This is a genomic window from Ruegeria sp. AN6 (assembly GCF_056540425.1).
In genome coordinates this window covers 43,672-68,512 of the sequence record NZ_JBQFWR010000006.1, presented here as the reverse complement: position 1 = coordinate 68,512, position 24,841 = coordinate 43,672, and the positions used below count along the sequence as shown (strand labels likewise).

Annotated in this window: 22 protein-coding genes; 13 read left to right on the top strand and 9 right to left on the bottom strand. The window is 56.4% G+C overall.

The genetic code is table 11. The features are described 5' to 3' along the window. The 3 genes from rplA (at position 1) to ACR0MQ_RS11385 (ending at position 4,613) form a co-directional block, all read left to right on the top strand. Positions 1-699, top strand: a complete 699-nt coding sequence (gene rplA / locus ACR0MQ_RS11395; RefSeq protein ID WP_010440987.1) for a 50S ribosomal protein L1 — start codon at positions 1-3, stop codon at positions 697-699. Between the two features lie 307 nt (positions 700-1,006). Beyond that, positions 1,007-2,512, top strand: coding sequence for a glycosyltransferase family 32 protein (locus ACR0MQ_RS11390; protein WP_480608236.1), 1,506 nt, complete (start codon positions 1,007-1,009; stop codon positions 2,510-2,512). A gap of 244 nt (positions 2,513-2,756) precedes the next feature. Then, entirely contained in the window at positions 2,757-4,613 is a 1,857-nt protein-coding gene (locus ACR0MQ_RS11385) for an SLC13 family permease (protein ID WP_480608503.1), read from the top strand. 9 nt (positions 4,614-4,622) lie between these two features. Here ACR0MQ_RS11385 and ACR0MQ_RS11380 read toward each other — a convergent pair whose 3' ends face one another. Together ACR0MQ_RS11380 and ACR0MQ_RS11375 are read right to left on the bottom strand one after the other, a co-directional pair. After that, a complete protein-coding gene (locus ACR0MQ_RS11380) occupies positions 4,623-5,723 on the bottom strand; it encodes a Gfo/Idh/MocA family protein (RefSeq protein WP_480608233.1) in 1,101 nt (366 codons plus the stop codon). Positions 5,724-5,735: 12 nt separating this feature from the next. Then, positions 5,736-6,446 carry a GntR family transcriptional regulator gene (locus ACR0MQ_RS11375; RefSeq protein WP_010440994.1) on the bottom strand — a complete coding sequence of 237 codons (711 nt, stop codon included), beginning with the start codon at positions 6,444-6,446 and terminating at the stop codon, positions 5,736-5,738. A gap of 105 nt (positions 6,447-6,551) precedes the next feature. Between ACR0MQ_RS11375 and ACR0MQ_RS11370 the strand changes: the two genes are divergently transcribed. The 6 genes from ACR0MQ_RS11370 to ACR0MQ_RS11345 are packed head-to-tail and all read left to right on the top strand — an operon-like array spanning position 6,552 to position 12,128. After that, a complete protein-coding gene (locus ACR0MQ_RS11370) occupies positions 6,552-7,706 on the top strand; it encodes an LLM class flavin-dependent oxidoreductase (protein ID WP_480608230.1) in 1,155 nt (384 codons plus the stop codon). Beyond that, positions 7,706-8,596, top strand: coding sequence for an aldo/keto reductase (locus tag ACR0MQ_RS11365; RefSeq protein ID WP_480608227.1), 891 nt, complete (start codon positions 7,706-7,708; stop codon positions 8,594-8,596). Before ACR0MQ_RS11370 ends, ACR0MQ_RS11365 begins: the two co-directional genes overlap by 1 nt. After that, the gene (locus ACR0MQ_RS11360; protein WP_480608224.1) at positions 8,596-9,111 is read left to right on the top strand and encodes a flavin reductase family protein; all 516 of its coding nucleotides are present in this window, start codon (positions 8,596-8,598) and stop codon (positions 9,109-9,111) included. The genes ACR0MQ_RS11365 and ACR0MQ_RS11360 overlap by 1 nt, the downstream gene beginning before the upstream one ends. A gap of 53 nt (positions 9,112-9,164) precedes the next feature. Next, a complete protein-coding gene (locus tag ACR0MQ_RS11355; protein WP_170780772.1) occupies positions 9,165-9,752 on the top strand; it encodes a TRAP transporter small permease subunit in 588 nt (195 codons plus the stop codon). After that, on the top strand, positions 9,753-11,042 hold the full coding sequence (locus ACR0MQ_RS11350) for a TRAP transporter large permease (RefSeq protein WP_170476074.1): 1,290 nt from the start codon (positions 9,753-9,755) through the stop codon (positions 11,040-11,042). It begins immediately after the preceding gene. Between the two features lie 24 nt (positions 11,043-11,066). Continuing rightward, on the top strand, positions 11,067-12,128 hold the full coding sequence (locus ACR0MQ_RS11345; protein ID WP_170476072.1) for a TRAP transporter substrate-binding protein: 1,062 nt from the start codon (positions 11,067-11,069) through the stop codon (positions 12,126-12,128). Positions 12,129-12,158: 30 nt separating this feature from the next. Here ACR0MQ_RS11345 and ACR0MQ_RS11340 read toward each other — a convergent pair whose 3' ends face one another. Next, positions 12,159-12,629, bottom strand: a complete 471-nt coding sequence (locus ACR0MQ_RS11340; RefSeq protein ID WP_170476070.1) for a tetratricopeptide repeat protein — start codon at positions 12,627-12,629, stop codon at positions 12,159-12,161. Between the two features lie 15 nt (positions 12,630-12,644). On the opposite strand from ACR0MQ_RS11340, the gene ACR0MQ_RS11335 reads away from it, so the two are divergent. Together ACR0MQ_RS11335 and ACR0MQ_RS11330 are read left to right on the top strand one after the other, a co-directional pair. Then, positions 12,645-13,913, top strand: a complete 1,269-nt coding sequence (locus tag ACR0MQ_RS11335; protein ID WP_480608219.1) for a cytochrome-c peroxidase — start codon at positions 12,645-12,647, stop codon at positions 13,911-13,913. A 210-nt stretch (positions 13,914-14,123) separates the two neighbouring features. After that, the gene (locus tag ACR0MQ_RS11330; RefSeq protein WP_480608217.1) at positions 14,124-15,296 is read left to right on the top strand and encodes an acetate/propionate family kinase; all 1,173 of its coding nucleotides are present in this window, start codon (positions 14,124-14,126) and stop codon (positions 15,294-15,296) included. 219 nt (positions 15,297-15,515) lie between these two features. On the opposite strand, the gene gph is transcribed toward ACR0MQ_RS11330, so the two are convergent. After that, complete coding sequence (gene gph, locus ACR0MQ_RS11325) at positions 15,516-16,184, bottom strand: phosphoglycolate phosphatase (RefSeq protein ID WP_480608213.1); 669 nt, start codon at positions 16,182-16,184, stop codon at positions 15,516-15,518. A 221-nt stretch (positions 16,185-16,405) separates the two neighbouring features. Here gph and hemP point away from each other — a divergent pair, with 221 nt between their 5' ends. Next, positions 16,406-16,573 carry a hemin uptake protein HemP gene (gene hemP / locus ACR0MQ_RS11320; RefSeq protein ID WP_010441016.1) on the top strand — a complete coding sequence of 56 codons (168 nt, stop codon included), beginning with the start codon at positions 16,406-16,408 and terminating at the stop codon, positions 16,571-16,573. Then, complete coding sequence (locus ACR0MQ_RS11315; RefSeq protein ID WP_480608209.1) at positions 16,570-17,046, top strand: hypothetical protein; 477 nt, start codon at positions 16,570-16,572, stop codon at positions 17,044-17,046. The genes hemP and ACR0MQ_RS11315 overlap by 4 nt, the downstream gene beginning before the upstream one ends. Positions 17,047-17,092: 46 nt before the next feature. Here the strand turns inward: ACR0MQ_RS11315 and ACR0MQ_RS11310 are convergent, their stop codons facing one another. From ACR0MQ_RS11310 to ACR0MQ_RS11290, 5 genes are all read right to left on the bottom strand, one after another. Beyond that, positions 17,093-20,158 (bottom strand): aminotransferase class III-fold pyridoxal phosphate-dependent enzyme, encoded by a 3,066-nt coding sequence (locus tag ACR0MQ_RS11310; RefSeq protein WP_480608207.1) that lies wholly within the window; start codon positions 20,156-20,158, stop codon positions 17,093-17,095. A gap of 103 nt (positions 20,159-20,261) precedes the next feature. Next, on the bottom strand, positions 20,262-21,134 hold the full coding sequence (locus tag ACR0MQ_RS11305) for an NAD(P)-dependent oxidoreductase (protein ID WP_170771418.1): 873 nt from the start codon (positions 21,132-21,134) through the stop codon (positions 20,262-20,264). A gap of 101 nt (positions 21,135-21,235) precedes the next feature. Further along, entirely contained in the window at positions 21,236-21,625 is a 390-nt protein-coding gene (cueR, locus tag ACR0MQ_RS11300; protein WP_170476056.1) for a Cu(I)-responsive transcriptional regulator, read from the bottom strand. Then, positions 21,622-24,096 (bottom strand): heavy metal translocating P-type ATPase, encoded by a 2,475-nt coding sequence (locus ACR0MQ_RS11295; protein ID WP_480608202.1) that lies wholly within the window; start codon positions 24,094-24,096, stop codon positions 21,622-21,624. Before ACR0MQ_RS11295 ends, cueR begins: the two co-directional genes overlap by 4 nt. Before the next feature lie 111 nt (positions 24,097-24,207). After that, the gene (locus ACR0MQ_RS11290; protein ID WP_480608199.1) at positions 24,208-24,840 is read right to left on the bottom strand and encodes a pyridoxamine 5'-phosphate oxidase family protein; all 633 of its coding nucleotides are present in this window, start codon (positions 24,838-24,840) and stop codon (positions 24,208-24,210) included. Position 24,841: the final 1 nt, after the last annotated feature.

Sequence of the window (24,841 nt, the reverse complement as noted above, 5' to 3'; positions counted from 1 at the left end):
ATGGCAAAACTCGGTAAACGTACCCGCGCTGCGCGCGAAGCTGTCGCTGGCAAGGAAAACCTGTCGGTTGAAGAAGCTGTTTCCCTGGTCAAAGGCAACGCAACTTCGAAATTCGATGAGACCATCGAAATCGCTCTGAACCTGGGCGTTGACACCCGTCACGCAGACCAGATGGTTCGCGGCGTTGTTGGCCTGCCGAACGGCACCGGTAAAGCGATGCGCGTTGCTGTTTTCGCTCGCGGCCCGAAAGCTGACGAAGCAAAAGAAGCTGGCGCAGATATCGTTGGAGCGGAGGACCTGATGGAAACCATTCAGGGCGGCACCATCGAATTCGATCGCTGCATCGCAACCCCGGACATGATGCCGATCGTCGGCCGTCTGGGTAAAGTGCTGGGCCCCCGCAACCTGATGCCGAACCCCAAAGTTGGCACCGTGACCATGGACGTGAAAGCGGCCGTGGAAGCAGCCAAAGGTGGTGAAGTTCAGTTCAAGGCGGAAAAAGGCGGCGTTGTGCATGCTGGTGTTGGCAAAGCGTCGTTCGACGAAGCCAAGCTGGTCGAAAACGTTCGTGCCTTCATCTCGGCTGTGGCCAAAGCCAAGCCGTCGGGCGCTAAAGGTACATACATGAAGAAAATCGCACTGAGCTCGACGATGGGCCCGGGTGTAACTTTGGACGTGGCGGCTGCTGCGGGCGAATAAGTTCTTCGAAATACTCTCAGAAAACCCGGCCAACAGGTGTTGGTCGGGTTTTTTTGTTCCGCGTTGCCGCTGCATTGATGTCACAAATAATGCCGACAAGTTGGGAGATGGTTTCGCTATTAGACATTTGCGCTAGAAAAGGTCCAAATTTCGGTTCTATCAAGAGCGTTCCATGCGTCCGAGCAAATCTCCAAAAGAATTGCGGCAGTTAAAGCGTCAGATCGTCCAGTATCGGAGGGACATAGGTAACCAACTATTTAAGGAACGTGGTGGATACGTCATGGGCGGCTGCCTTTGCGGTTTCCGGTTGCTTGAAGAAAGCAGTTGGGGGCAAGCAGATTTGTTCACGAAATTGCTGGGGATCTACGAACAACAAAATCAACCTATTTTCGTGGAAAGCACAAAGCCGATACTCGTCGATCTTGGGGCGGCAGATGGCTATTGGGGCGTTGGTTTGGTGCAAGCGGGCCATTTCGAGCGAAGCCTATGTTTCGAACAAAGACGCAAAGCTCGACAGATCATCCGAAAGACCCTGCACGCGAATGGTGTTCGCGACAGGGTCGAGATTGCTGCCACCGCTACGGACACTTCAATTCGCGAGCTGGTGTCTAGTAGGTATCAGCCTCAGGATTTGTTTTTCTTGATTGATATCGAAGGCGGTGAGTTCGAACTTTTAACCTTCGAATTTCTTAGTGAATTCAAGTCTTCAGAGTTTCTGATCGAGTTGCACTCCAGTGGCGTTTGGTTGGGCAACGAAAAAGAAGAAAGGCTAATTCGCGACGCACAGGTCTTATTTGATGTCGAATTGGTTGACGATACAAAACGCGATCTTTTGCAGCTTCGGAATGAGTTGCAAATGCCAGACGATTTGACTTGGGTGCTTGCATCCGAGGGACGTAGATACCCAATGCGTTGGCTGCACTTAAAGCCAAAGAGAGAACCAAAGAATGCCGCGTTGCCCAAGAAGCGAAGCGAGCAAAAGAAGGACCAAAAATTTGGGACGCTCTGGATGGGGGGAGAGCCGGGAAAACTGGAACGTGCTTGCCTCAATTCCATGAAGGACTTTGGTTATAATCCTATTGTCTTTTCTTACGAGCCGATCCGAAACCTGCCAGAAGGGGTGGAGTATTTTGATGCGAGAGAAATATATGAGCCAGGCAGGGTCATTCGGCATGTAAGGCACAAAAGCCCGGCGATACACGCAGACATATTCAGGTATCATTTGATTAGTAAGACCGGCATGATCTGGCTTGATACCGATATGTACATGGTCGCTTCGGCCGAGAGGCTCATGGCTTCGGCTGAATCTCGTGCTGGTTTTTGTGTTGGATGTGTTTTTCCGGATCTTCCACGGCATCAAACGTATCATTCACTCGTGAATAATGCGGTTTTTGGGCTTCCGGCGCATAGTAAATCGCTCGCCCTATTGGGAGAGGTGTTTGAGGAGGACCAGTTGGTCTCTGAGGCCTGGAAGGATTCGCCTGCACTTTTGGGATTGAACGCGGCGGTTGAGGCGCAACGCGAGAAACCTTTTGGGCGCTTGCGTTGGGGGTCAACTGGCCCAAGAGCTTTGACAACTGCATTGAATATGTCTGGCGAACGAAAATACGCTCATGACAGCACCGCATTTTACCATATTTCCAGTCGAGAAATACCTGCGTTGTTTCAAGCAGGAACCCGGCTTTCAGATTTTGTGACACCCACCACATTTGGGTTCCATTTGTGGGGTCGAGATTTCCGCTCTGCTTTGTCCGAGCTTGATCCAAATGTTCAACAGTGCGCTGCCCGCGACATACTGGAGTCAGCTGTTTGACGGAACGATTAGCGGCCATCCACGCTATTCTACAAAATGGCGATCTGTCTTTGGCGCTAATTGCGGGATGTTTGTTATGTTTAGATCTTTCGATATGGAGGCGGGTACAACCTGATAATGGTTTTGATTTTGCACCACGATCACAAAAACCATGACAGATACCGGGCAATTGCCTAGAAATGTTAATTAAGTTTACGATTGAAGCCCGGTGACCCCTGTGGAGCAATTGGCATTTACCTATGAGATGGCCGTGGTGTCGGGGCTTTTGGCGTTCACGGTTTTCTTGTTTGTGTCTGAAATCGTCCGGATCGATCTTTCCGCTATTCTCGTTTTGGTCATTGTCGGTCTGCTGAGCTATGCGCCCGGCCTTGAGAATCTGGCGGATGTACCGCATCTGTTTGACGGATTTGCGTCGAATGCGGTCATTTCGATCATTGCAGTGATGATCGTTGGTGCGGGGCTGGACAAGACAGGGCTGATGAACAAAGTCGCCTCGGTCATCCTGAAATATGGTGGCAAGTCGGAAGGACGGGTTTTACCCATCATTTCGGGCACGGTCGGTGTGATTTCGTCATTCATGCAGAATGTCGGTGCCGCGGCTTTGTTCCTTCCTGTGGTTAGCCGGATCTCATCTCGATCAGGGATCCCGCTGTCGCGATTGCTAATGCCGATGGGGTTTTGCGCCATATTGGGTGGCACAATGACTATGGTGGGCTCTTCTCCGCTGATCCTTCTGAATGATCTGATTCAAACTGCGAATGAAGGTTTGCCTGAAGCACAGCGTATGGAGCCTTTTGGGTTGTTCTCGGTCACGCCCATAGGTGCGGTGCTGATTTTGACGGGTATCGCGTATTTCCTGTTGCTTGGGCGATGGGTTTTGCCGGGTGATTCAGGTTCTGAAAGCACCGGTACCGGGCGCGGGACGCAGGAATATCTTCAGCGGGTTTATGGGCTGAAAGCCGACGTGTTTGAGGTTGTTGTACCGGCCGACAGCCCGCTGGTCGGGCAGATACTGGCCGACATCAACTTTGAAAATCACCTCTATATCATCTCGACCTTTTATCGCGGCAAGACTTCGATGGTTCAAGTGCTGACAGCCGAGATCGCCGCGCCATGCCGATTGGCGATTGTGGGGCGGCGTTGGGTTGTCGAAGAATTTGCTGAAAAGTACGGGCTGACCGTTCTGCCGGATCTGGATGTGTTTGTCGAAGAGTTTGCACCCACAAATGCCGGGGTCGCAGAGGTGGTCGTGACGCCCGAGAGCAAGCTGATCGGCAAATGCCCGAGGGAGTTGCTGTTTCGGAAAACTTACGGAATGTCTCTGCTCGCCATCCATCGGGGGGAGGAAACGCTAAGCCATGTCGAAACAGAGACACACGAATCCACGCAAATCGGTCTTGAGAAGTTCAAGGCCGGTGACATGTTGGTTGCCCATACCCGTTGGGACAACCTGATGCGGATCAAGCGTGACCCGGATTTTGTTGTGGTCACATCAGACTTCCCGCAGGACGAATTGCGCCCGCAAAAGGTTGGCTGGGCGCTTTTGTTTTTCGTGATTTCTTTGTCGCTAATTCTATTTACAGATATCCGGTTGTCACTTTGCCTGCTGACGGGTGCTGCGGGTATGATGCTGACCCGCGTGTTGAGCGTGGACGAGGCCTACCGCGCGGTCGGGTGGAACACGGTCTTCCTCTTGGCCTGCCTGATCCCATTGGGGCAAGCGGTGCAGAATACGGGAACTGCGGCATGGATTGCGCAACAGATCATGATCATCCTGGACGGATGGCCAATCTGGGCGCTTCAGGCTGGAGTCGCCATTCTGGCGACAGCGTTTTCGCTGGTGATGTCGAATGTCGGGGCCACAGTTCTGCTGGTGCCCCTTGCGGTTTCAATCGCGGTTGCCGCCGGTGGCAACCCCGCTGTCTTTGCGCTGACCGTCGCGATTTCGACCTCGAACAGTTTCATTATCCCGACCCACCAGGTCAACGCGCTGATCATGGGGCCCGCAGGGTACAAGGTTATGGATTTCGTGCGTTCCGGCGGCGTCATGACGATCATATTTCTGATCGTCTCGCTGTTGATGCTGAACGTGATCTTCTAACCCTGATGGTCATCCTTTTAGGCTGATTGTTTGGCCTTGCTCCGATGCTTGTTGCGCCGCAAGACCGATGCGTACGGCCCAAATCCCATCGCGCAGTGAGACCTCGGGTTTGGCGCGTTCACCCCGGATCAACTCCAGAAAACCTTTGTGCTGATAATAAGTGGAGCCATTGTGGTCGCCAGCCGCCAATAACTCGGGATCAACCGGGATCTCTCTCTGGATTGGGCCTTTCGGTGCGCGGGGGCTGATGATCAGCTGTGGTACCGGAGCGTCGCCCAGATGTTCGGGCCAGAACCGGCCCGGGCCGGGCACAAGCGCTTCGATCTTTGCATTGGGCCCAATGGCCGAGATTTCTTCCTGATACCGCGACCCCTCGGCGAACATGCAAAGCTCGAGCATCGCGCGCGCGCCTGAGGCGAAATCGATTATGACAAAGCCGTGGTCCAGAATATCCGGCGTATTGCCGTCATAGTCCTCGTCCAAATGATTGACAGCTTGGCCGCCACTCGCCGAAACCCGAACTGGGTCCGATTGCAGGATCAGGCGCATGAGATCGAAGAAGTGGCAACACTTTTCAACGAACGTACCGCCGGTGTTGCGATTGAACCGGTTCCAGTTGTCGACCTTTTCAAGAAACGGGAAACGGTGTTCGCGGATCGAGAGCATTTTGATCCCACCACTGGCGGTCGCTGCTTCCTCGATCAGCGCTGCGATAGGGGGCATATAGCGATATTCCATCGCTACCCAGATCGGGTGAGGGTAAATGCGTTCCAGTTCCTCAAGCCGGGCAAGATCGGCGGGGTCGGTGAATAACGGTTTCTCGATCAACAGGGGCAGAGGGCGGGTTTCCGCAATCTCGACCAGTTGATCGACATGCAGGTGGTTGGGGCTGGCGATGACCAGACAGTCCAAATCACTGACCGCCAGAAGGTCCTGAATGGAAGACACCATCTTCGCATTGGTCGCAATCGCCTGCGTCTTTTGCGCCATCTCCGGGTCAGGTTCGAAGATTGCGGCGACGCGTGTGCCCTCAAGCAGAGCAATGTTGTGCAGGTGTTCCTGCCCCATCATGCCGCATCCGATCAGCCCGTAGTTGGTGGTCCGGGTCATGCGCAGTTCCTTTTACTTCAGGCGTTGAACGTATTTGGCCCGATCCGGATCGAACCATGTTTTTGAAAACTCGACAGGTTCGGCTTTCTCAGACCAGCTGAACCGTTCGATGTAACCGACCGTGTGTCCGGCAGATTTGGTGAAGCCTTCAGGCGTCCAGTCGGGCAATGAACCGATGGAAACGCGATCCTCAGCCCGTGTAATCCAGAAGCCAAGCTGTTGCTGGTAATAGCGATAAAGTGAGTCGGACAGCAGGTTCTGGTCGATGGTCCCAGCCGATTCGTCCAGCCAGATTTCCTCGACCGCGATGATTGTGTCATTCAAATAGCGCATCCGGCGCACCCGCGAACCGTGATCAGACAGGCCGAATTCCGGCAGGTCTGCGGGCTTTTGCAGATGATCAACCGATAGGATATCAGCGCGCGGCAACCCGCCGCCTTCGGGTAATTCCAGCCGGAACATCGCATAGACGCTGTTCTGCGTTCCAGTCTCGCGGATGTAGTTGCCCGAACCCTGAATACGCTCCAACATGCCTTTTTTCTCAAGCTCGGCGAGGGATTTCCGCAAGGTCCCGACCGAGACATTCAGGTTCGAAGCCATGTCTCGTTCGGGCGGAAGACGCTCACCATCAATCAGGCGACCCGCCGCGATATCGCGGATCAGCAGCTCTGAGATCTGGACATAGATCGGCAGGGCATTTGGGTTGCGGCTGTTGGAGGACATTGAGGGCGCTTCACTCGGTCGCAGGAAAAATTGATACACTATTGATCTACATCAATGCGCTTGCTACGCAAGAGGAAAGTCAAAGATGTACGGAGCGTGAATCAAATGACCATCGTCCCCATCACATCCCCCGACCTGGATGCGGCCGAGGTTTCGTGGTTTGCAGCGCTCTGCTCGGATGACTACCAGTTTCTGGGTGTGCCCGATGGTGATCTGCGATCCAGTTGGGAGCATTGCTCGGGCATCGTGAAAGAGGCCGAGGCGCAAGGGTTTCGCAACATCCTTTGCCCATCGTCATATCAGGTCGGACAGGACACCTTGAGCTTTGTCGCAGGGTGCGCGCCGATTACTGAAAAAATCAACCTACTGGCCGCCGTGCGCTGTGGTGAGATGCAGCCCATCATGCTGGCCCGTACCATCGCGACGCTGGACCACATGCTCAAGGGGCGGTTGACGGTCAACATAATCTCGTCCGATTTCCCGGGCGAGAAAGCCGACAGTGCGTTTCGCTATCAGCGTTCGCGCGAAGTGGTTGAGATTCTGAAACAGGCCTGGACGCAGGATAAGATTAACCATGCGGGCGAGGTCTACAATTTTTCGAGCCTGACTACGGACCCGGCCCGGCCTTACCAGGCTGGTGGCCCACTTCTGTATTTTGGCGGCTACTCCCCGTCTGCTTTGGACCTGTGCGGCGAGCATTGCGATGTCTATCTGATGTGGCCAGAAACCAAGGATCAGTTGGCCGAGAGGATGAAAGCCGTTCATGCCGTTGCCGAGAATTACAATCGTACTCTGGATTACGGTCTGCGCGTCCACATGATTGTTCGCGATACCGAGGCTGAGGCACAGGAATACGCCGACTACATCGTTTCGAAACTGGATGACGAATACGGTCGCGCGATCCGCGAGAGGGCGTTGGACGCGACATCGTTGGGTGTGGCGCATCAATCCAAGAACCGTGATCTGGCGGATGAATATGGCTATGTCGAACCCGGCCTGTGGACCGGCGTCGGTCGCGCGCGTTCGGGCTGTGGTGCTGCGCTGGTCGGTTCGACCGATCAAGTTATGTCTAAGATTGAAGAGTATCAGAAGCTGGGCATCCGCGCCTTCATCTTCTCGGGCTATCCGCACATGGACGAAGCCAAGCATTTTGGCGCCCGCGTGATGCCCAACCTGAAAACCTGCTCGCTTCCCGAAGCCTACGGACGCGTGCCAGCAACCACCCCGGCGACCCCGCTGGGCAACGGAGTTCGTCGCTAATGCAACGTGTGAAACTATCTGACACGCTGGAAATGAGCCGCCTTGTCTATGGCATGTGGCGCTTGGGTGATGACAGTGACACCTCGACAGCGCATGTCGAGGCCAAGATACAGGCTTGTCTGGATCAAGGGATCACCACCTTCGACCAGGCAGATATCTACGGTGGATACGCAGCCGAAGCTGTTCTGGGCAACGCCTTGCGCGCCAATCCCAGCCTGCGCCAGAAGATGGAGATCGTCACCAAATGTGACATCGTCGCGCCAATGGGTCGCTATGCGGAGGCCAAGGTCAAATACTACGACACGTCGCGCGCGCATATTCTGAAATCGGTGGATACGTCTCTGTCGGAAATGGCGATTAACCACATCGACCTGCTATTGATCCACCGCCCTGATCCAATGATGGACCACAATGAAACCGGTGCAGTGCTGGACGAGGTGGTTGCCAGTGGCAAGGTCGGGGCTGTAGGCGTGTCAAACTTCCGCCCTTGGGATTGGTCTCTGCTGCAGTCGGCAATGAAAACCCAGTTGGTCACCAATCAGATTGAAATCTCGCTTGGAGAAATCGGCCCGTTCACTAACGGTGATCTGGCGTTCCATCAGCAGCATGGACATCCGCTGATGGCGTGGTCCCCGCTTGGCGGCGGCCTTTTGATGGCCGGGAACCCTCCGGTCGGTGTTGTAGCGGATGAGATCGCCGCAGAATTCGGCGTGGACCGAGCGGCAGTGGCCGTTGCCTTCCTGCTCGCGCATCCGGCAAACATCCTGCCGGTTCTGGGCACAAATAATCTGGGCCGCATCAAGCGCGTCTCGGATGCTTTGAAGGTCAAGCTGGATCGTGAAAGCTGGTACCGCCTGTATGAGGCGGCGCTGGGACATGAGGTGCCCTGATGAATGCAATCTCGCGCGATATGAACCATACATTCGTCCCGCATAAAGACGACACGCGCACCCTGCGCGATGCCTTTGGTCGCTTTGCCACCGGTGTTACGGTCGTGACCTGCGACAGTGGGGATGGCCCGATCTGCATTACGGCCAACAGCTTTTCGTCACTGTCGCTGGACCCACCACTGGTGATGTGGGCGGGCGATCGTAATTCGCGCCGGTTCCGGTATTTTAACACGGCACGCCATTTTAGCGTGCATGTCCTGTCTGCTGAACAGGCCGAGCTGTGCTTTGGCTGTTCAAAAGACGCCCATGCGCTGCGTGATATCGAACATGACCGTTGCGAAAACGGCACCCCGTTGTTGCCGGGCAGTCTTGCCCGGTTCGAATGCGAGCAGCACGCTTATCACGATGCGGGCGATCATGTGATCGTCGTGGGCAAAGTTCTGAAGGTCAGCATGGCGGATGGAGACGCGCTGACCTTCTTTGCCGGAAAACTCGGCCAATTCGCGCAAAGCTAAGCGCGATATGACGATTGCGGGGCAAACCCGCAGCTGAACAAGGGAGGATCCGCATGGGCGGACTGGCATCGGCGCTAGCGCCGATTGCATTCGTGAACGAAACCGTGCTGCGATTGGGCCGCGCGGTTGGCGTCGTTGCGATTGCAGTTATGGTGATCGCAATCCTGATTCAGGTGTTCTTTCGATACGTTCTGGGCAACGCCCTGCCGTGGCCGGATGAGGCTGCGCGGTTCTGCATGCTCTGGATGACGGGGCTGATGGCCCCCACCGCTTTCCGTCGCGGAGGGTTTGTCGCCATCGACATGCTCGCACGTTTCCTGCCGCGTGCGCTTGGCCTTTCGCTCAATCTGTTCCTGCTGCTGATATCGCTGGTCGTGCTGTTGGTTGCTGTCAATATTGGCTGGTCCGAGGTCACAGGTTTTGGCGGCAAGTTTGCCACCGCGGCCCTGTATCTGCCCACGTCTTTTGGATTCGATGAATGGTACCGCATCCCGCGCAGTTGGATGATGGCTTCGCTGCTGGTGGGGATCATCCTGCTGATCTCGGTGAATATCGAACTGATCTTGCGATCCATAGTGACCATGCTGGGCGGAGCGCATCTTCTGCCCGAAATTCCCGAAGCTGCGGTGGGGGCTGAATAGATGCTGATTTGGTTCCTGCCTACATTCCTTGTCTTCCTGCTGATCGGCCTGCCGGTCTTTTTCGCGCTACTGGCTGCACCCGGTATCTTGCTGTGGTTGAGTGGCCAAACCAACGACATCACGCTGCTCTATCGCAATGTCTATAACGGCATGGACAGCTTCCCGCTGATGGCCATTCCGTTTTTCATGCTTGCCGGAGAGCTGATGAATCGCGGCGGTATCACCATCCGCCTCGTCGAGTTCAGCCAGGCCCTGATGGGCCACCTGCGGGGCGGCCTTGCGCATGTGAATGTGCTTAGCTCGATCCTGTTCGCGGGTCTGTCCGGCTCTGCCGTCGCCGACACATCGGCGCTTGGATCTATGCTGATCCCGGCGATGGAGAAGCAGGGCTATACCCGCAAATTCGCCGCAGCGATCACGGCGGCCAGTTCAGTGATCGGGCCGATCATCCCACCCTCGGGCATCATGATCATCTATGCCTATGTCATGGGCGAAAGCGTGGCGGCCCTGTTCCTAGCAGGTATCGTGCCCGGTGTGATGGTTGGCGTTGGCCTGATGCTTATGATCAAGGTCATGGCCGATCGTTATGACTTCCCTGTCGCGAGCCGTAAATACACTTGGCCCGAACGCCGTCAGGCCAGCCTTAAGGCCTTCTTTCCGCTGATGACACCAGTGATCATTCTGGGTGGTATTCTCGGCGGTATTTTCACCCCCACCGAGGCCGCCGCGGTGGCCGTGGGATACGCTTTCATTATCGGTTTCTTTGTTCTGCGCACTCTTACCTTGAAGGAAGTTCCCGAAATACTTAGCAACGCGGGAATGACCTCGGCGGTCGTCTTGCTGTTGGTGGGCGCGGCAATGGCGTTTAAGACGGTGGTCAGCCTCAGCCATGCGCCGGAGCAGTTGGCCTCGCTAATCCTCAGCCTATCGGAAAACCCGCTGATCCTGCTGTTCCTGATCAACCTGCTTTTGTTCATCGTGGGTATGTTTCTGGACGCAGGTCCGGCGATCATCATCCTTGGCCCGATCCTTGGTCCGATCTTCACCAGCCTCGGTGTGGATCCGATCCATTTCGCCATCATCATGAGCGTCAACCTGACCGTTGGTCTGGCCACACCGCCAATGGGCCTGGTTCTGTTCGTAGCCGCCGCAGTGTCGCGGGAGCGGGTAGAAACCATCGCCAAAGCCATCCTGCCGTTTCTGGCAGTCGAAATCATTGTGATCTTCCTGATCACATACATTCCCGCACTATCCATGACGATCCCGAGGATAACGGGATTTGCAAACTAACTGAGACCCATAGGGAGGAAACGCATGCTCAGAAGATTTATCAAAACCGCAGCGGTGGCCACATCGTTGGTGGCTGCATCCGCGATTGCCGCGACAGCCGCCGACTACACGCTACGCGCCACAGCAAACTCGAATGAAAACGATGAAGACTATGACGGTCTGGTCGTTTTCAAAAACTATGTCGAGGCGGCCTCGAACGGAGCCATTGAGGTTGAGCTGTTCATCGGAACGCAGCTTTGCTCGAACGGTGCCGAGTGTCTGCAGGGCGTGGCGGATGGCACCATCGACATCTACATCTCCACCTCTGGCGGCGCGTCGGGCATCTTTCCTTACGTGCAGGTTCTGGACCTGCCATATCTGATGGCCGATGACCGCATTGCCGAACACGTGTTGTCAGGCGATTTCACCCGCAAAATGCGCGACATGGCGCTGGAAGATTCCGGTGGCGCGATCCGCTTGATGACCATTGGCAACACCGGAGGCTGGCGCAACTTCGCCAATACGCAGCGTCGTGTTGCCGAGCCTGCCGATATGGAAGGTCTGAAAATTCGCACAGTCGTGGCCGACCTACCGCAGGAACTTGTCAAGGCGCTGGGCGCATCGCCGACCCCAATCCCATGGCCGGAACTGTTCACCAGCTTCCAGACTGGCGTTGTCGAAGGCTCGAAAAACGGCATCACCGACATCATGGGCATGAAATTCCCCGATGCGGGTCTGCAATACGTCACGCTTGATGGTCACGCTTACATGGGTGCGCTGTGGTGGATGAACAACGCCAAATTCCAGGAAATGCCCGAGGACATGCGTCGCGTTGTCGTGGATGGTTTCTATGCGCTGCAGCAGGCCACCTTTGCCTCGCCCAAGCGCAAATCGATCCAAGCATACGAAGATTTTGTTGCTGGCGGAGGTGATCTTTACGTACCTACACCCGAGCAGAAAGCCGCGTTCAAAGAGGCTGCAACGCCGGTCTATGCCTGGTTCCAGTCCAACGTGGCACGCGGAGATGAAGTGTTTAACGCATTGACCGAGGCCGTTGCAGCGGCTGAGGCGGATGTAAACGCCTCGCGTGATGCGGACCTGAACTAAATTGTTGGGTCGGGCCTTTGGGCCCGGCCCTCACCGAAACGGGTACATCCACCCTTTGTAGTCGTTGACCAGAACATGCGCCCTTTCGATCTGCTCCGGCGACATCTTCTTGACCACTTCCTCAAGGCTGATCGCCGCATCGGGGTCGCCGCCAATCGCGCTGAGCGTGTACCACATGTAGGCTCGCACCAGATCAGGCGCAGGCATGCCCAGACCCAGCTCATAATACCAGCCGATGCCGGATTGTGCCCCCGGATGCCCCTTCATCGAGGCGCGCAGATACCATTCGAACGCGCGCTCATAGTCTTGCTCGACCCCAAGACCCAGCCCGTACATCACACCGATCAACTCTTCGGCTTCGGCATTGCCGGATCGCGCCGCTGGCAACAGTTCTTCGCGCGCGGCCTTAAACTCCCCGGCTTCCATCAAATCACGCGCCTGTTCCAACTCGGCCAGCGCCGGAGTCGCAAGCAGATAAAGGGCAAATACAAACTGACGCATGGGGTTGCTTTCCTCTTGGCCGGAGCCGCGGCGGCTCAGGATTTGCCGCGCCCGCTGACGGATTCTGATTTCATTCCCTTTGATACGGAACAGGCCGCTATCGGTCATCAACTGTTTTACGATCCTATCCTGTCGGGTAACCAAAACATTGCTTGCGCTCATTGCCATCACCCGGATTTTGGCACCTCGGACGGGCTGTCTCTGGGCATCGGCGAAGGCGGGCAAGGGCTAGGCCCGGACCGCACGCCCGGCATCGGGGCGGATAAGATCCGCAAGCGAATTCCGCGGAACTCGCCGGGCTTGTGGAATCTGGGGGCCAAGGAGATCCATACGGTCTTTCACGACGGCCGCCTGAGTATCTCGGACGTTTACGGCAACGGCTTCAATTCACCTGCACAGGAGTGGCTGCCGGAAGGATTGAACTCCCTATTGGCCGCACAAGCATTGTTCCCGCTGACCTCGCAGTTCGAGATGGCTGGCAATGTCGCCGAAAATCAGGTGACGGGCGCGGTGCATGACCGCATCGACAAAGGTTGGCCGATCCTCGCGAAGCGCGTCCGCACCGACCCTCTCTATGGCCCAGCCATGGTCAGTGCGTTTGATGAAATCGACACGACCGAAGACATCACGATTACCCAGATCGCCAACGCGCTGGCCGCGTTCATGGCATTGGAATGGCGCAGCACAGACAGTCCGTTTGATCAATTTCTGGCCGGCGATCGTTCGGTCCTGACGCCACAACAAAAAGAAGGGATGTCCCTGTTCTTTGGCGACGCGGGCTGTTCTTCCTGCCACTCTGGCCCATTACTTTCGGATCAAAGTTTCCATGCATTAGGGTTGCCTCCGTTTGGTCCGGGGAAAACCCGTCTGTGGGATCCTTATGCGCGCGACGTGGGCCGTGTGGGTGAAAGCAATCGCCTGGAAGACGCCTATCGGTTCCGCACGCCAATGCTGCGGAACGTCGCCAAAACGGCGCCCTACGGTCACAACGGTGCGTTTCCCGATCTTGAAGGTATTGTACGCCATCACCTGAACCCGCAGGAAAGCCTTGCGACATGGACCTCAGATATGGCTGCCCTTCCCGAAGTGCCGTGGCTGGAACGTGTCGACTTCATCGTCTGGGAAGACAGCTTAGAGATGGCTCGCCAGCGCCGCAAAATCGATATTACCCGGCAAAATCTGACGGATGATCAGATTGCCGACCTAGTTGCCTTTCTTCATGCTCTGACGGGAACGACGCTTGATACGCCGCTCTTTGGTGTGCCCGAGGGCTTTGAACCCTAGAAGAGCTTGGCCATGTCATTGGACATTTGCTTGAAATCTCATAATGCTCCGGTCAAATCCACCGCCGAGAGATTCAATGCATTGCCACTACAATCCAAATGATCAGTTACAGAATTGCGATATTGCAGATCTGACGCGGCGCTTCACAATACAGGATGCAGCTGCCTTGGATGCGACTCTGCAACGGGAACGTATATCGGGTAGATTCTGATGGACCATATCATTACTCTGAATTCGGGTTCGTCTTCACTCAAGTTTGGGTTGTTCACAACCACCGGAGACGATCCGGTGCTGATCTGCTCGGGTGAGGTTGAAAGCATTGGCAGTGCAGCGGCACATATCAGCGCAAAGACCACGGATGGCCGGGTACTTGTTGATACCACGTCCGAGGCTCTGCACGATCAGGCCAACGCACTGGATTACATTCTGGATTTTCTAGAGCGAGAGTTCCCGGCTGCACGTGTGGCAGCCGTTGGGCACCGCATTGTGCATGGCGGGCCGGACAATGATCGACCGATATTGCTGACCCCCGATAGTTTGCAGGTGCTCGAAAAGCTCGAGCCTTTTGCGCCGTTGCACCAGCCTTACAATCTGCACGGTGCACGCGCGGCGATGGAAAGGTTCCCAGATGCCAAGCAGATTGCTTGTTTCGATACGGCTTTTCACCGCCATCACCCCTGGGTGAATGACACATTCGCATTGCCGACCGAGTATTACGACATAGGCGTTCGGCGTTATGGTTTTCACGGGTTGAGCTATGACTACATCTCGGACCATTTGGCCAACACCGCCCCACTAATTCATGGCGGGCGCGTGGTTGTAGCCCATCTTGGCAACGGTGCTTCGATGTGTGCCATGATCGCAGGCCGCTCGGTCGGGTCGAGCATGGGATTTTCGGCCATGGATGGTTTGCCGATGGGCACGCGCTGCGGTCAGTTGGATCCGGGGGTTGTGCTGTATCTCATGGATCAACAGGGCATGAATGCGGACGAGATATCGGATCTTCTTTATCGCAAATCCGGGTTGCTGGGACTTTCGGGTATGACCAATGACATGCGCACACTCGAGGCGTCGAATACGCCGGGTGCGCGTAATGCAATCAACTATTACACCTTCCGGATACGCCGCGAACTAGGTGCATTGGCCGCCGTGCTGGGTGGGCTGGACGCGGTCGTGTTTACCGGTGGGATCGGAGAGAACTCGACCTACATCCGTGATCGCATCTGCACTGATATGGGATGGTTGGGCATCGAGCTGGACCATGATGCAAACGCTGATAACAGGCGGGTTATTTCCACCGATTTGTCGCGCGTGAAATTGATGGTCATTCCGACAAATGAGGAATTGGTAATAGCGCGGGCGGCGGCTGCGCAGATCGGCTGAATCTTCCCTTTCGAAGCGCGCTGGTTTGAAATTTTTTTCTGGGATCAGACAAAAATGTTTCGACACTACGGGAATCCCCCAATTTCGCGATTCCCATGGATGCGTTTACTTTTGATTAACTACCGGGCCAGTGTGCCCAACCACTTTCACTAATTTCCCCCGATGAGGGGCTGGCTTCCTACCCCCTTGGCCGGCCCCTCTACTTTTTTGGGACTAGGCTCACACCGTATCGTTTTGAAGGATTTTCCGAACGAGTGCAGGCAGCTTGGCGCTGTCTTGATAGCTGAGCGTGTGCGGCAGGTCCGAAATAGGTGATTTGCGATAGCCTTGTTCAAATAGCAAAAACGGTACCCCTGCACGCTGGGCTGTTTCGGCATCAACCTCGCTGTCACCGACAAAGATGTGCGGGCCGGCAGCCTGCAGTGCCTCAAAGCTGGCGTTCAGATGCGCTGGGTCGGGCTTGCGGATATCCAAGGTGTCGCCGCCAAACACCGTGTCGAAATAAGGCTGCAGCTTCAATTCGCTCAATACATGCCAGGCCGGCGCTTCGGGTTTGTTGGTACAGACCCCAAGAGCACAACCCATTTCACGAAGTTCTTCCAATGCCTCAAAGACTCCGGGGTAAACGACGGTCTGGTCGCACGCGCCCGCATTGTAGTGCTTTAAGGTAAGCTGCGTCAGTTCCGCGTGCCGATCCGGCTCTATCCCGCAATGGGTCATTACACGCTCGACCAATTTAGGCAGACCGTTTCCGACGAATCTACGGATTGTGTCATTAGGCAATGCCGGATGCCCTTGATCATCAAGCATTCGATTTGCTGCAGTAGCGATGTCGGCAAGGCTGTCCACCAAGGTGCCGTCCAGGTCAAATACAACGACTGCCGTCATCTGCGAATCCACCTTTAACTATTGATGATTAGTGCCTAGGTCGCAATTCGTGACGACGCAATGGAGAGCCGAATAATTGGCTTCAAAACTGTGACTTGACAAACCTTACTATTTTTATCAGATTAATCTTACGAACAGATAGCCAACCCTATTCAGGGTCAGCCAGATCAAGCGAAACAAACCGACAGGCCACGTGCCAAAGACGCTCTGGAGATGCCCCGATGAACATGCAAACCCCCTCCTCGACGCAAAGTTATGCTGTTTCAATGCTGCCGGCTCATAAAGCAGAAGACCTGACAAACGGTGGCAATCTGGCCCATATCGAGCTGGGCGATCAGCTTTACACACTGCGCATCACCCGCGCGGGCAAACTGATCCTGACCAAATGAGTGCAACTTCTTCGCGCGGCGGGGCGGCCGTCGGCCGCCTGTCAGACTTGAGCCCCATTGAGGCCGGTGCAGTCATGTATCTGCGTCTCTGGGGTGATGGTGACAAAGGCCGCGCCAACGCTGCTAGTGATTTCGACATCGCGCTGGGCGCAGATCAGGGCCATGCCACGATGCTGACTTTGGATCGGCTGTGTTCACTGTGTACGCATCATGGTCGCCGCCCGCTGGTGCGCCATGGCTTGGGATGCGCCTGTCTGGGGGCTGATGAGAACTGCTTTGCCCAGATGATCGGCGCCGCGTCCGAGGGCGCGCGCGAGGACGCGATGATGATGGCCTCGCTGATTGTGCGACCTGATTTTGCCCCAGCATTGGCCTCATTGTCCGAGGAACTGGGGCTGGCTCTACGCCGGATGATTTTAGCGGCACCTTTGCCGACGACAGGGCACCAACCCCCAAATGCGGTGCTCCACTGATCGGTGGTAGCAAAACCCCGGCCATTTTGCCGGGGTTTTGTTTTACTCAGCAACAGCTACAGTCTGCATGGTGATGGTCGTGATCGCATTCGAGGGCGGGGCTATAGTCCCCAACCTCCGCAAGTATTTCCCGCAACGCCCAAAGGATCATGTCCACATCTTCCGCTTCGATGGTTAGCGGCGGCCGTATTTTCAGGATATTGTCCTTCGGCCCCTCGCTGCCAATCAGGATGCGGTGATCGCGCATCCGGTTTTTAACGTAGCTACAGATCTCGCCACTTTCCGAGCCATCTGGGTTGATCAGTTCTACGCCCAGAAAAAGGCCCATACCGCGCACATCGCCAACGCAGGAAAAGTCTGCTTCAATCTGCCTGAGGCCGTCCATCAGGCGAGCCCCCATGACGCGGGCATTTTCTTGCAATCCTTCGTCGTCGACAATGTCCAGCACCTCTTTCCCGATCCTGCAGGACAGGGTTGAGCCGCCAAAAGTAGAAAAGAACTCGATCCCGTTGTCGAAGCTTTGGGCGATCTCTTTGGTGGTGACCAGCACGCCCAGGGGGTGGCCGTTGCCGATGGGTTTTCCCATGACCACGATGTCAGGCAGCGCGCCCTGATGTTCAAAGCCGAAGTAATGTTCACCCAATCGCCCAAGACCAGTCTGAACCTCATCTGCGATACAGACCCCGCCGGCAGCGCGGATTTTTTCGTAGACAGCAGGCAGATAGCCCTTTGGCGGGATGATCTGCCCGCCGACCGAAGGGAAGGTTTCTGCGATAAAGCCCGCAAGGCCGTGGCCTTTCGCCTGTAATGCCTCAATCGCCGGATCAACCAGATCCGCAAACCTCCGGGCACGGTCGGGATCGTCACGGCGGAACGAACCGCGATAGTCATCTGCGACCTCAACCAGTTCCACCCAATCGGCTTGCCCAACCCCTCGGGGTTTGTTGAACTTGTAGGCCGAGATCGCCACCGCTGCGTTTGTGTTTCCGTGATAGCCGTGATCCGGCGTCACGATACCCTTCGCCCCGGTATGCGCGCGCGCCAGCCGCAAGGCCAGTTCGTTGGCTTCAGTTCCCGAGTTGACGAAGAAACAGACCTCAAGGTGATCTGGCAGTTTCGACAAAACCTTGTCAGCAAATGCGGTCTGCGCAGGATGCAGATAGCGGGTGTTGGAGTTCATCCTCTTCAGCTGATCCGCCGCGACCGCTTGAATGCGCGGATGTGCATGGCCCACATGTGGTACGTTATTGTACGCGTCCAGATAAGGCCGCCCCCATTCGTCGAACAGGTGATGCTTCCAACCGCGCACCAGCATGATCGGATCGTCATATGTTAGGCTGAGGTTGCCGCCGAAGTGATCGTGTCTGTCTTGCAGGATAGCTTGCTTGTCGGTTGGGCAATATAAAACCTTCTCATCCAGCAGGTTCAACAAAGCCGCCGGGTTGGGGCACACCGCGTTCCACAGTTCCATCTCATCCGGGTCGGCAACTCCGGGCCAGTCGGCCTGCATCCCGTCGGTCGTCAGTGCTAGTTGGAAATGCACATGCGGGGCCCAGCCACCATTCTGGCTGGCATTGCCCAGCCGGGCAAAGGCCGCACCCTGAGCCACCGGATCACCGGGTTTCAAACGCTCGCTTACTTCGGGGTCCAGATGGCCGTAGAGCGTATAGAACGTGTCCCCCTCGGGTGTTTCGTGATGCAGGATCACCACCCCACCGTAATCGAGATGAGCGTCCCGGTTCTCAACCACCTCGACCCGACCACTCAGCGGCGCATGAAGCACCGTTCCGGCGGGTGCAAACACATCCACCGCCAGATGCACGGTGCGCCGATCCGAGGCCTTCCACGGACCCTTGCGGAACCCTGGCTCCGCATAGATCAGGCGGGGTTCATTGTAATAGCCAAGCCAGAGGCCCTCTCCGAATTCCTCTCCGACTCGTGCCGCCTCAGCAAGCGGCATGTGGAACGGATTTTGTGGCCATGTCGAATTTTCCACCGACAACGAGCCCATCGGTGCATCGCTTAAATCCTGCCCGAACATCTGTGCAAAATGCCCGCGATGGCTGGATAGGTAGGTGTGGACACGCTCGGCTCCGTCAACTACCGGAAGGCCACAAGCGGCCCGCAGGCGGGCTGGCATGAGCGCGCCATTGATCTTCGCGTCCTCCAGGAATCGCCACGCCGGAGCCTGGCTGATTGTCACATAAGGGTCGTCCGGGTTCTCGGCCGCCATCAGAGTAGAGTTCACCACCGACACTGCCAGCCGCATCTGCAGAAGGGGCCAGATCAGGTCGATCTCATCAGGTCGCAAACGGTTGGCGGCGTGATAGCCACGCACCAAAGCGGCCAATGCGCGTTCGGGTTTTGGGTGGTCCAGAACGACATAGGCCCCGGCAATGGCCAGTTCGCATACACGCGGTGCTGAGCACATATCACCAAGGTCGATCAGGCCCGAGACGATTCGACGTTCGCTCAACTCGCCTTCAACAAGAATATTGTAGTCATTGGCATCATTGTGGATCGCCTGTTTAGGTAAGCCGTTCAGCTGATCACCGATGGCATCAAATTCTAGGGCTATCTGTCGCAGTCGCGCGCGCCGTGCCGGATCAGAAATTGCCTCCAGTTGATCAACAATCCAACCAGCTTGGGTCAGGTCCCATTTGAAATCTGCACGACTTAAGCCCTTGTGCTTGAACGCCTCCAGCGCCCGGTCTGTTGCGCCCAGAACACGCCCCAGCTTGAGGATCAGGTCCTCGTTTTTTGGCACACTGCGGGCAAAGCACTGCCCTGGCAGTCGTTCAAGCAGCCAGACCAGCCGCGGCTGCCCGTCCGCGTCAGCAATTTCAGGCAACATGGTTCCGTTCAAATCAGAAACAACGTCAGGAAACGGCAAGCCCGGAGCCTCGGCATCGAGATGCTTTAGTGTTTTGATCTGCAAATCCACCAGATCGGCGTCACATCCGGCCCGCATTACTTTGAGCACATAGTCCTGCCCATTCGTGGCCTCGACTAGAAAGTTGAGGTCATATTCCCCATCCAACCGCGTTAGACGGGCTTCCAGCCCCCAGTTCTGACGCAGCTTTCCAGCCCAATATGCATTCAGATCGCCCATGCATTACCCCATGCCATTCCCAACTTGATCCCCTTCATCTGGCCAAAAATACTCTCGGGGGGATCGCGCCCCGGTGCGATGGGGGCAGATAGCCCCCCTGCCGTCAGCTCAAAGCACGCAGGCGTTTGAACAGCGAGGACGTATCCCACCGGCCGCCGCCCAGTTTCTGCACATCCTTGTAGAACTGATCGACTAGCGCGGTAACGGGCAGCGATGCGCCGGTCTCATTTGCTGTATTCAGGCAGATCCCCAAATCCTTGCGCATCCAATCCACGGCGAAGCCATGTTCGAAGTGGTCATCCAACATGGTCTCGTACCGGTTTGCCATTTGCCAACTGCCCGCAGCGCCCTGGCTGATTACCTCGACGACAGCACGGCCATCTAGACCGGCCTTCTCAGCAAAATGCAGCGCTTCGCTGAGGCCTTGCACCAGCCCGGCAATGGCGATCTGATTGCACATCTTCGTCATCTGGCCTGCACCGTTGTCGCCAATGCGGCGGCAGATCTTGGAATAGACCTGCATCACCGGTTCAGCTGCGTCATAGGCCTCCTGATCGCCACCACACATGATCGACAATACACCATTCTCGGCCCCGGCCTGACCGCCCGAGATCGGGGCATCCACAAAAGCGATCCCATCAGCTTTGCCAGCCTCGTACAACTCGCGCGTCACTTTGGCGGATACCGTAGTGTGGTCCACAAAGATTGAACCTTTGGCCATTCCGTGAAAGGCTCCATCCTCACCTGTGCACACCATGCGCAGATCGTCGTCGTTGCCGACACAGGCCATCACGAATTCGGCCCCTGCCGCGGCTTCACGCGGAGTAAGCGCCATGGTTCCGCCATGCTGGGCAACCCAGGCCTCTGCTTTGGATGCGGTGCGGTTATAGACTGTGACGTCGTGACCGGCGGCCTGAAGGTGCCCGGCCATCGGGTAGCCCATGACGCCCAGACCAAGGAAAGCGATTTTTGCCATGTGATGATCCTCTTTGTAATCCGTCCCAGGCCTCGACGGCACAACAGGGCGAGATGTTCAGCAGAGACAAATCAAAGGTTGGGCTAAAGGGCAACCCTGCGTCACAGTTTGCCGCCCAAGTCTTTCAGAATCGGGCAATCAGGACGGTCGTCCCCGGCACACGCGTCGATGAGATGGCTAAGCGTTTCGCGCATACCTCTGAGATCGGCAATTTTGGCGTCAATCTGCGCCAGATGATCCCGCGCAACGCGTTTTACGTCAGAGCTGGCCCGGGTCTCATCCTCGTAAAGGGCCAGCAATGTGCGGCAGTCTTCGATAGTGAACCCGAGCGTTCGGGCGCGACCCAGGAAATTCAGTTTGTGAATGTCCTTATCGCGGAACCGACGATACCCATTGTTGTCGCGCAGCGGTTTGATCAGGTTGATATCTTCATAATAGCGGATGGTTTTGACGGGCAGGCCCGTATGGGTCGAGACCTCTCCAATGTTCATGCTACAGCCTCCCGCTGAAGTGAATTGTCGCTGGCCCCCGGTATGCTGGTCCGGATGCGCCGCAGCCGCAGAGCATTGGATACGACAAAGACGCTGGACAAGGCCATGGCCCCGGCGGCTAGAGCGGGTGACAGTAGATATCCGCCAAACGGATATAGCGCTCCGGCTGCGACCGGGATCAGCAGCGTGTTGTATCCGAAAGCCCAACCGAGATTCTGGCGAATATTGCGCATCGTGCGTTGACTGATTTCGACCGCGTTTGCGACACCGCGCAGATCGCCCGACATCAGCACGACATCCGCGGTTTCGATTGCCACGTCAGTGCCGGTTCCGATTGCCACACCTATATCAGCCCTTGCCAGAGCAGGCGCATCGTTGATGCCATCACCAACAAAGGCGAGCGTTCCAAACCTGGTTTGCAACTTTTCTATTGCGTCAACCTTCCCTTCCGGCAGCACCTCGGCGGTGACGTGGTCAATGCCCAGCTTATCGGCCAGCGCCTGTGCGGTTTGCGCGTTATCGCCGGTGACCATGGCGAGGGTCACACCCATCTCATGCAGTCGGGTCAGTGCCTCGGGCGTGCCCGGTTTGATTGGGTCTGAAACTGTCAGCGCAGCAGCGGCTTGTCCGTCAATTGCAACATAGATCGGTGTAGCCCCTTGGGCTGCACGTATCTGCGCATCAGGCCGCAGGCTACCAAGGTCGATGCCGGTCTGTACCATAAGGCGGTCAGACCCAATCAATACAGAATGCCCCTCGACCTGCGCGCGCAAGCCCAACCCTGTCAGGGAGCTGAATTCCTTCACGTCAGGCAAAATGTCAGGACCTGCGCGAGTGATTGCGGTAGCTATAGGGTGTTCCGATCGCGCCTCAGCCGCCGCGGCCAGGCGCAGGACTTCGGCGCAGTCAAAGCCGTTTGTTGTCGCAACCTCTTCCAGTTCGGGCCGACCCAGAGTCAGCGTGCCTGTTTTATCCAGGGCGATGACTTTGGCTTGTTGTAACTGCTGCAATGCATCGCCCTTGCGGAACAACACGCCCAATTCAGCTGCACGCCCGGTACCCACCATGATCGAGGTCGGCGTAGCCAGACCCATCGCACAAGGGCAGGCGATGATCAGCACCGAAACCCCGGCCACCAGTGCCAGCGGTAAAGCCGGGGCGGGCCCAAAAATCAGCCACGCAGCAACCGTCAATAAGGCCACGCCTATCACCGCAGGTACAAAATAGTATGTGATTCGATCCACCAGCGTTTGAATGGGCAGCTTTGCCCCCTGTGCCTGTTCGACGAGTCTGACAACCTGCGCAAGCACGGTATCCGAACCTACATGCGTGGCCCGAATGCGAAGGGCACCTGTTCCATTTACCGTTCCTCCGACCACCGGATCGTTCTTGGCTTTGCCGATGGGTATGGGCTCACCGGTAATCATGCTCTCATCGACATACGAGGTTCCGTCCAAAACGTTCCCGTCCACGGGAACGCGCTCACCCGGGCGGATCTGAATGATGTCACCCACAATGATCTCGGCGATGGGCTGGTCTTGGGTTGTTCCATCCCTCTCGACCCGTGCTGTTTTGGGTTGGAGTCCGGCCAGTTTGCGAATTGCTGCACCTGTTCGCCCTTTTGCGCGGGCCTCCATCAGACGGCCCAGCAGGATCAGTACAACGATGACTGCCGCAGCCTCGAAATAGACATTGGCGGTGCCTTGCGGCAGAACCTGCGGCGCAAATGTCGCGAGGACCGAGTACAGATATGCCGCGCCTGTCCCCAAAGCGACCAGCGCGTTCATATCGGGGGCGCCTCTCAGCAGTGATGGGATACCTTTGGTGTAGAACACCCGGCCAGGACCGACAAGCAGCGCTGAAGCTAGCGCAAACTGGATCAAATAGCTTGTTTGAAGGCCGATAGTAGAATGAACCCAATGGTGAAATGCAGGGATCATATGCCCGCCCATTTCCAAAACAAAAACCGGCAAGGCCAACATGGCCGCAAACACCGTCGCGCGCCGCAGTCCTGCAAACTCATCTATTTTGCAATTATGATCGGCTCCGTCCTCGGCCTCCGAGCGCGCCGGATACCCCGCCTCGGTCAAAGTCTTCGCAAGCATTGCCGCTTCGGTTACACCCTCAGCAAAGGTCACAGTGGCGCTTTTCATGGCAAGATTGACTGCCACATCTGACACACCCGGGCTTGACTGCAAAATACGCTCGATCCGCTTCACGCACGAGGCGCAGGTCATGCCATCGATGTCCAGACGTATCTGTCTTGTCGCCGCGGGATAGCCCGCTGTGTTGAGCGCGTCTAGAATCTCGTCGAATGAGGCTTCATAGGTGATATCGGCCGTCTTGGTAGCGAAGTTGACTTCGGCGGAGCACACCCCGGGTGTCGCACGCAATGCGCCCTCGACCCGGCCAACGCACGAGGCGCATCCCATGCCCGTAATCCTGATCTGTGTATGCAGTAGCTCGGCCATTCGTGGCGTCCTGGTAATGTACTTTGGTCTCGATATAGAGGCTCCAGTCACTGGAAGGTCAAGGCACTGTTCTCAACTGCGCGCCACCGTCGCACCTGGATTGAAGTTGATCTACGCGCCGGAAGCCTTGAGCTCGGCCAACTCGCGTTGCAGCCGTTGATTTTCTGTCTGTAAATCAGCCAGTTGCTTGCCCAGAGTGTTTAGGTGGGGCCGTAGCTCGGCCTCGGTGAAGCGAGGCGTGATGTGGCGCGGGCAGTTCCAATCGAGCGCCTCAACTTTGATGATGGCAGCACGCTCTGCCTCGGTCTCAGAGCCGTCGACATAGAGATTGGTTGCGGCCTCAACACCCTCGGAAAATGTCATCCGCCCCAGGATCTTGAGGCGACGCTGGTTCGCGTAATCCATCAGAATCAACGCCACGCGGTCATTTCCATCAAGATTTCCGCGCGAGATATACTGCTTGTTTCCCGACAGGTCTGCGTAACCGATAGTTTGCGGGTCCAGCACTTTCAGGAACCCGACCGGTCCACCCCGAAACTGAACATAGGGCCACCCTGTTTCTGATACAGTGGCTTGATAAAATCCGTCGCGTGCGTGAATGAATGCCTCCTCTGCCGGTCCGATTTGATGGCCTTGCCGCGGCCCGGATTCGAGGAACTTTGAGTAGGTTTTGGCTGATCCCATCCGTTCTTGATGGGCGCGCACTGCGGGCGTGAAGGTCAGTTCAGAAAAGGCGCGGGGCATT

Bases quoted from the DNA above. Each gene is read 5' to 3' on its own strand.
- ACR0MQ_RS11330 (WP_480608217.1), top strand. From the start codon at position 14,124: ATGGACCATATCATTACTCTGAATTCGGGTTCGTCTTCACTCAAGTTT.
- ACR0MQ_RS11360 (WP_480608224.1), top strand. From the start codon at position 8,596: ATGAATGCAATCTCGCGCGATATGAACCATACATTCGTCCCGCATAAA.
- ACR0MQ_RS11305 (WP_170771418.1), bottom strand. From the start codon at position 21,134: ATGGCAAAAATCGCTTTCCTTGGTCTGGGCGTCATGGGCTACCCGATG.
- gph (WP_480608213.1), bottom strand. From the start codon at position 16,184: ATGACGGCAGTCGTTGTATTTGACCTGGACGGCACCTTGGTGGACAGC.
- ACR0MQ_RS11290 (WP_480608199.1), bottom strand. From the start codon at position 24,840: ATGCCCCGCGCCTTTTCTGAACTGACCTTCACGCCCGCAGTGCGCGCC.
- ACR0MQ_RS11315 (WP_480608209.1), top strand. From the start codon at position 16,570: ATGAGTGCAACTTCTTCGCGCGGCGGGGCGGCCGTCGGCCGCCTGTCA.
- ACR0MQ_RS11355 (WP_170780772.1), top strand. From the start codon at position 9,165: ATGGGCGGACTGGCATCGGCGCTAGCGCCGATTGCATTCGTGAACGAA.
- ACR0MQ_RS11340 (WP_170476070.1), bottom strand. From the start codon at position 12,629: ATGCGTCAGTTTGTATTTGCCCTTTATCTGCTTGCGACTCCGGCGCTG.
- ACR0MQ_RS11350 (WP_170476074.1), top strand. From the start codon at position 9,753: ATGCTGATTTGGTTCCTGCCTACATTCCTTGTCTTCCTGCTGATCGGC.
- ACR0MQ_RS11375 (WP_010440994.1), bottom strand. From the start codon at position 6,446: ATGTCCTCCAACAGCCGCAACCCAAATGCCCTGCCGATCTATGTCCAG.
- rplA (WP_010440987.1), top strand. From the start codon at position 1: ATGGCAAAACTCGGTAAACGTACCCGCGCTGCGCGCGAAGCTGTCGCT.
- ACR0MQ_RS11345 (WP_170476072.1), top strand. From the start codon at position 11,067: ATGCTCAGAAGATTTATCAAAACCGCAGCGGTGGCCACATCGTTGGTG.
- ACR0MQ_RS11370 (WP_480608230.1), top strand. From the start codon at position 6,552: ATGACCATCGTCCCCATCACATCCCCCGACCTGGATGCGGCCGAGGTT.
- ACR0MQ_RS11380 (WP_480608233.1), bottom strand. From the start codon at position 5,723: ATGACCCGGACCACCAACTACGGGCTGATCGGATGCGGCATGATGGGG.
- ACR0MQ_RS11365 (WP_480608227.1), top strand. From the start codon at position 7,706: ATGCAACGTGTGAAACTATCTGACACGCTGGAAATGAGCCGCCTTGTC.
- cueR (WP_170476056.1), bottom strand. From the start codon at position 21,625: ATGAACATTGGAGAGGTCTCGACCCATACGGGCCTGCCCGTCAAAACC.
- hemP (WP_010441016.1), top strand. From the start codon at position 16,406: ATGAACATGCAAACCCCCTCCTCGACGCAAAGTTATGCTGTTTCAATG.
- ACR0MQ_RS11295 (WP_480608202.1), bottom strand. From the start codon at position 24,096: ATGGCCGAGCTACTGCATACACAGATCAGGATTACGGGCATGGGATGC.
- ACR0MQ_RS11385 (WP_480608503.1), top strand. From the start codon at position 2,757: ATGGCCGTGGTGTCGGGGCTTTTGGCGTTCACGGTTTTCTTGTTTGTG.
- ACR0MQ_RS11310 (WP_480608207.1), bottom strand. From the start codon at position 20,158: ATGGGCGATCTGAATGCATATTGGGCTGGAAAGCTGCGTCAGAACTGG.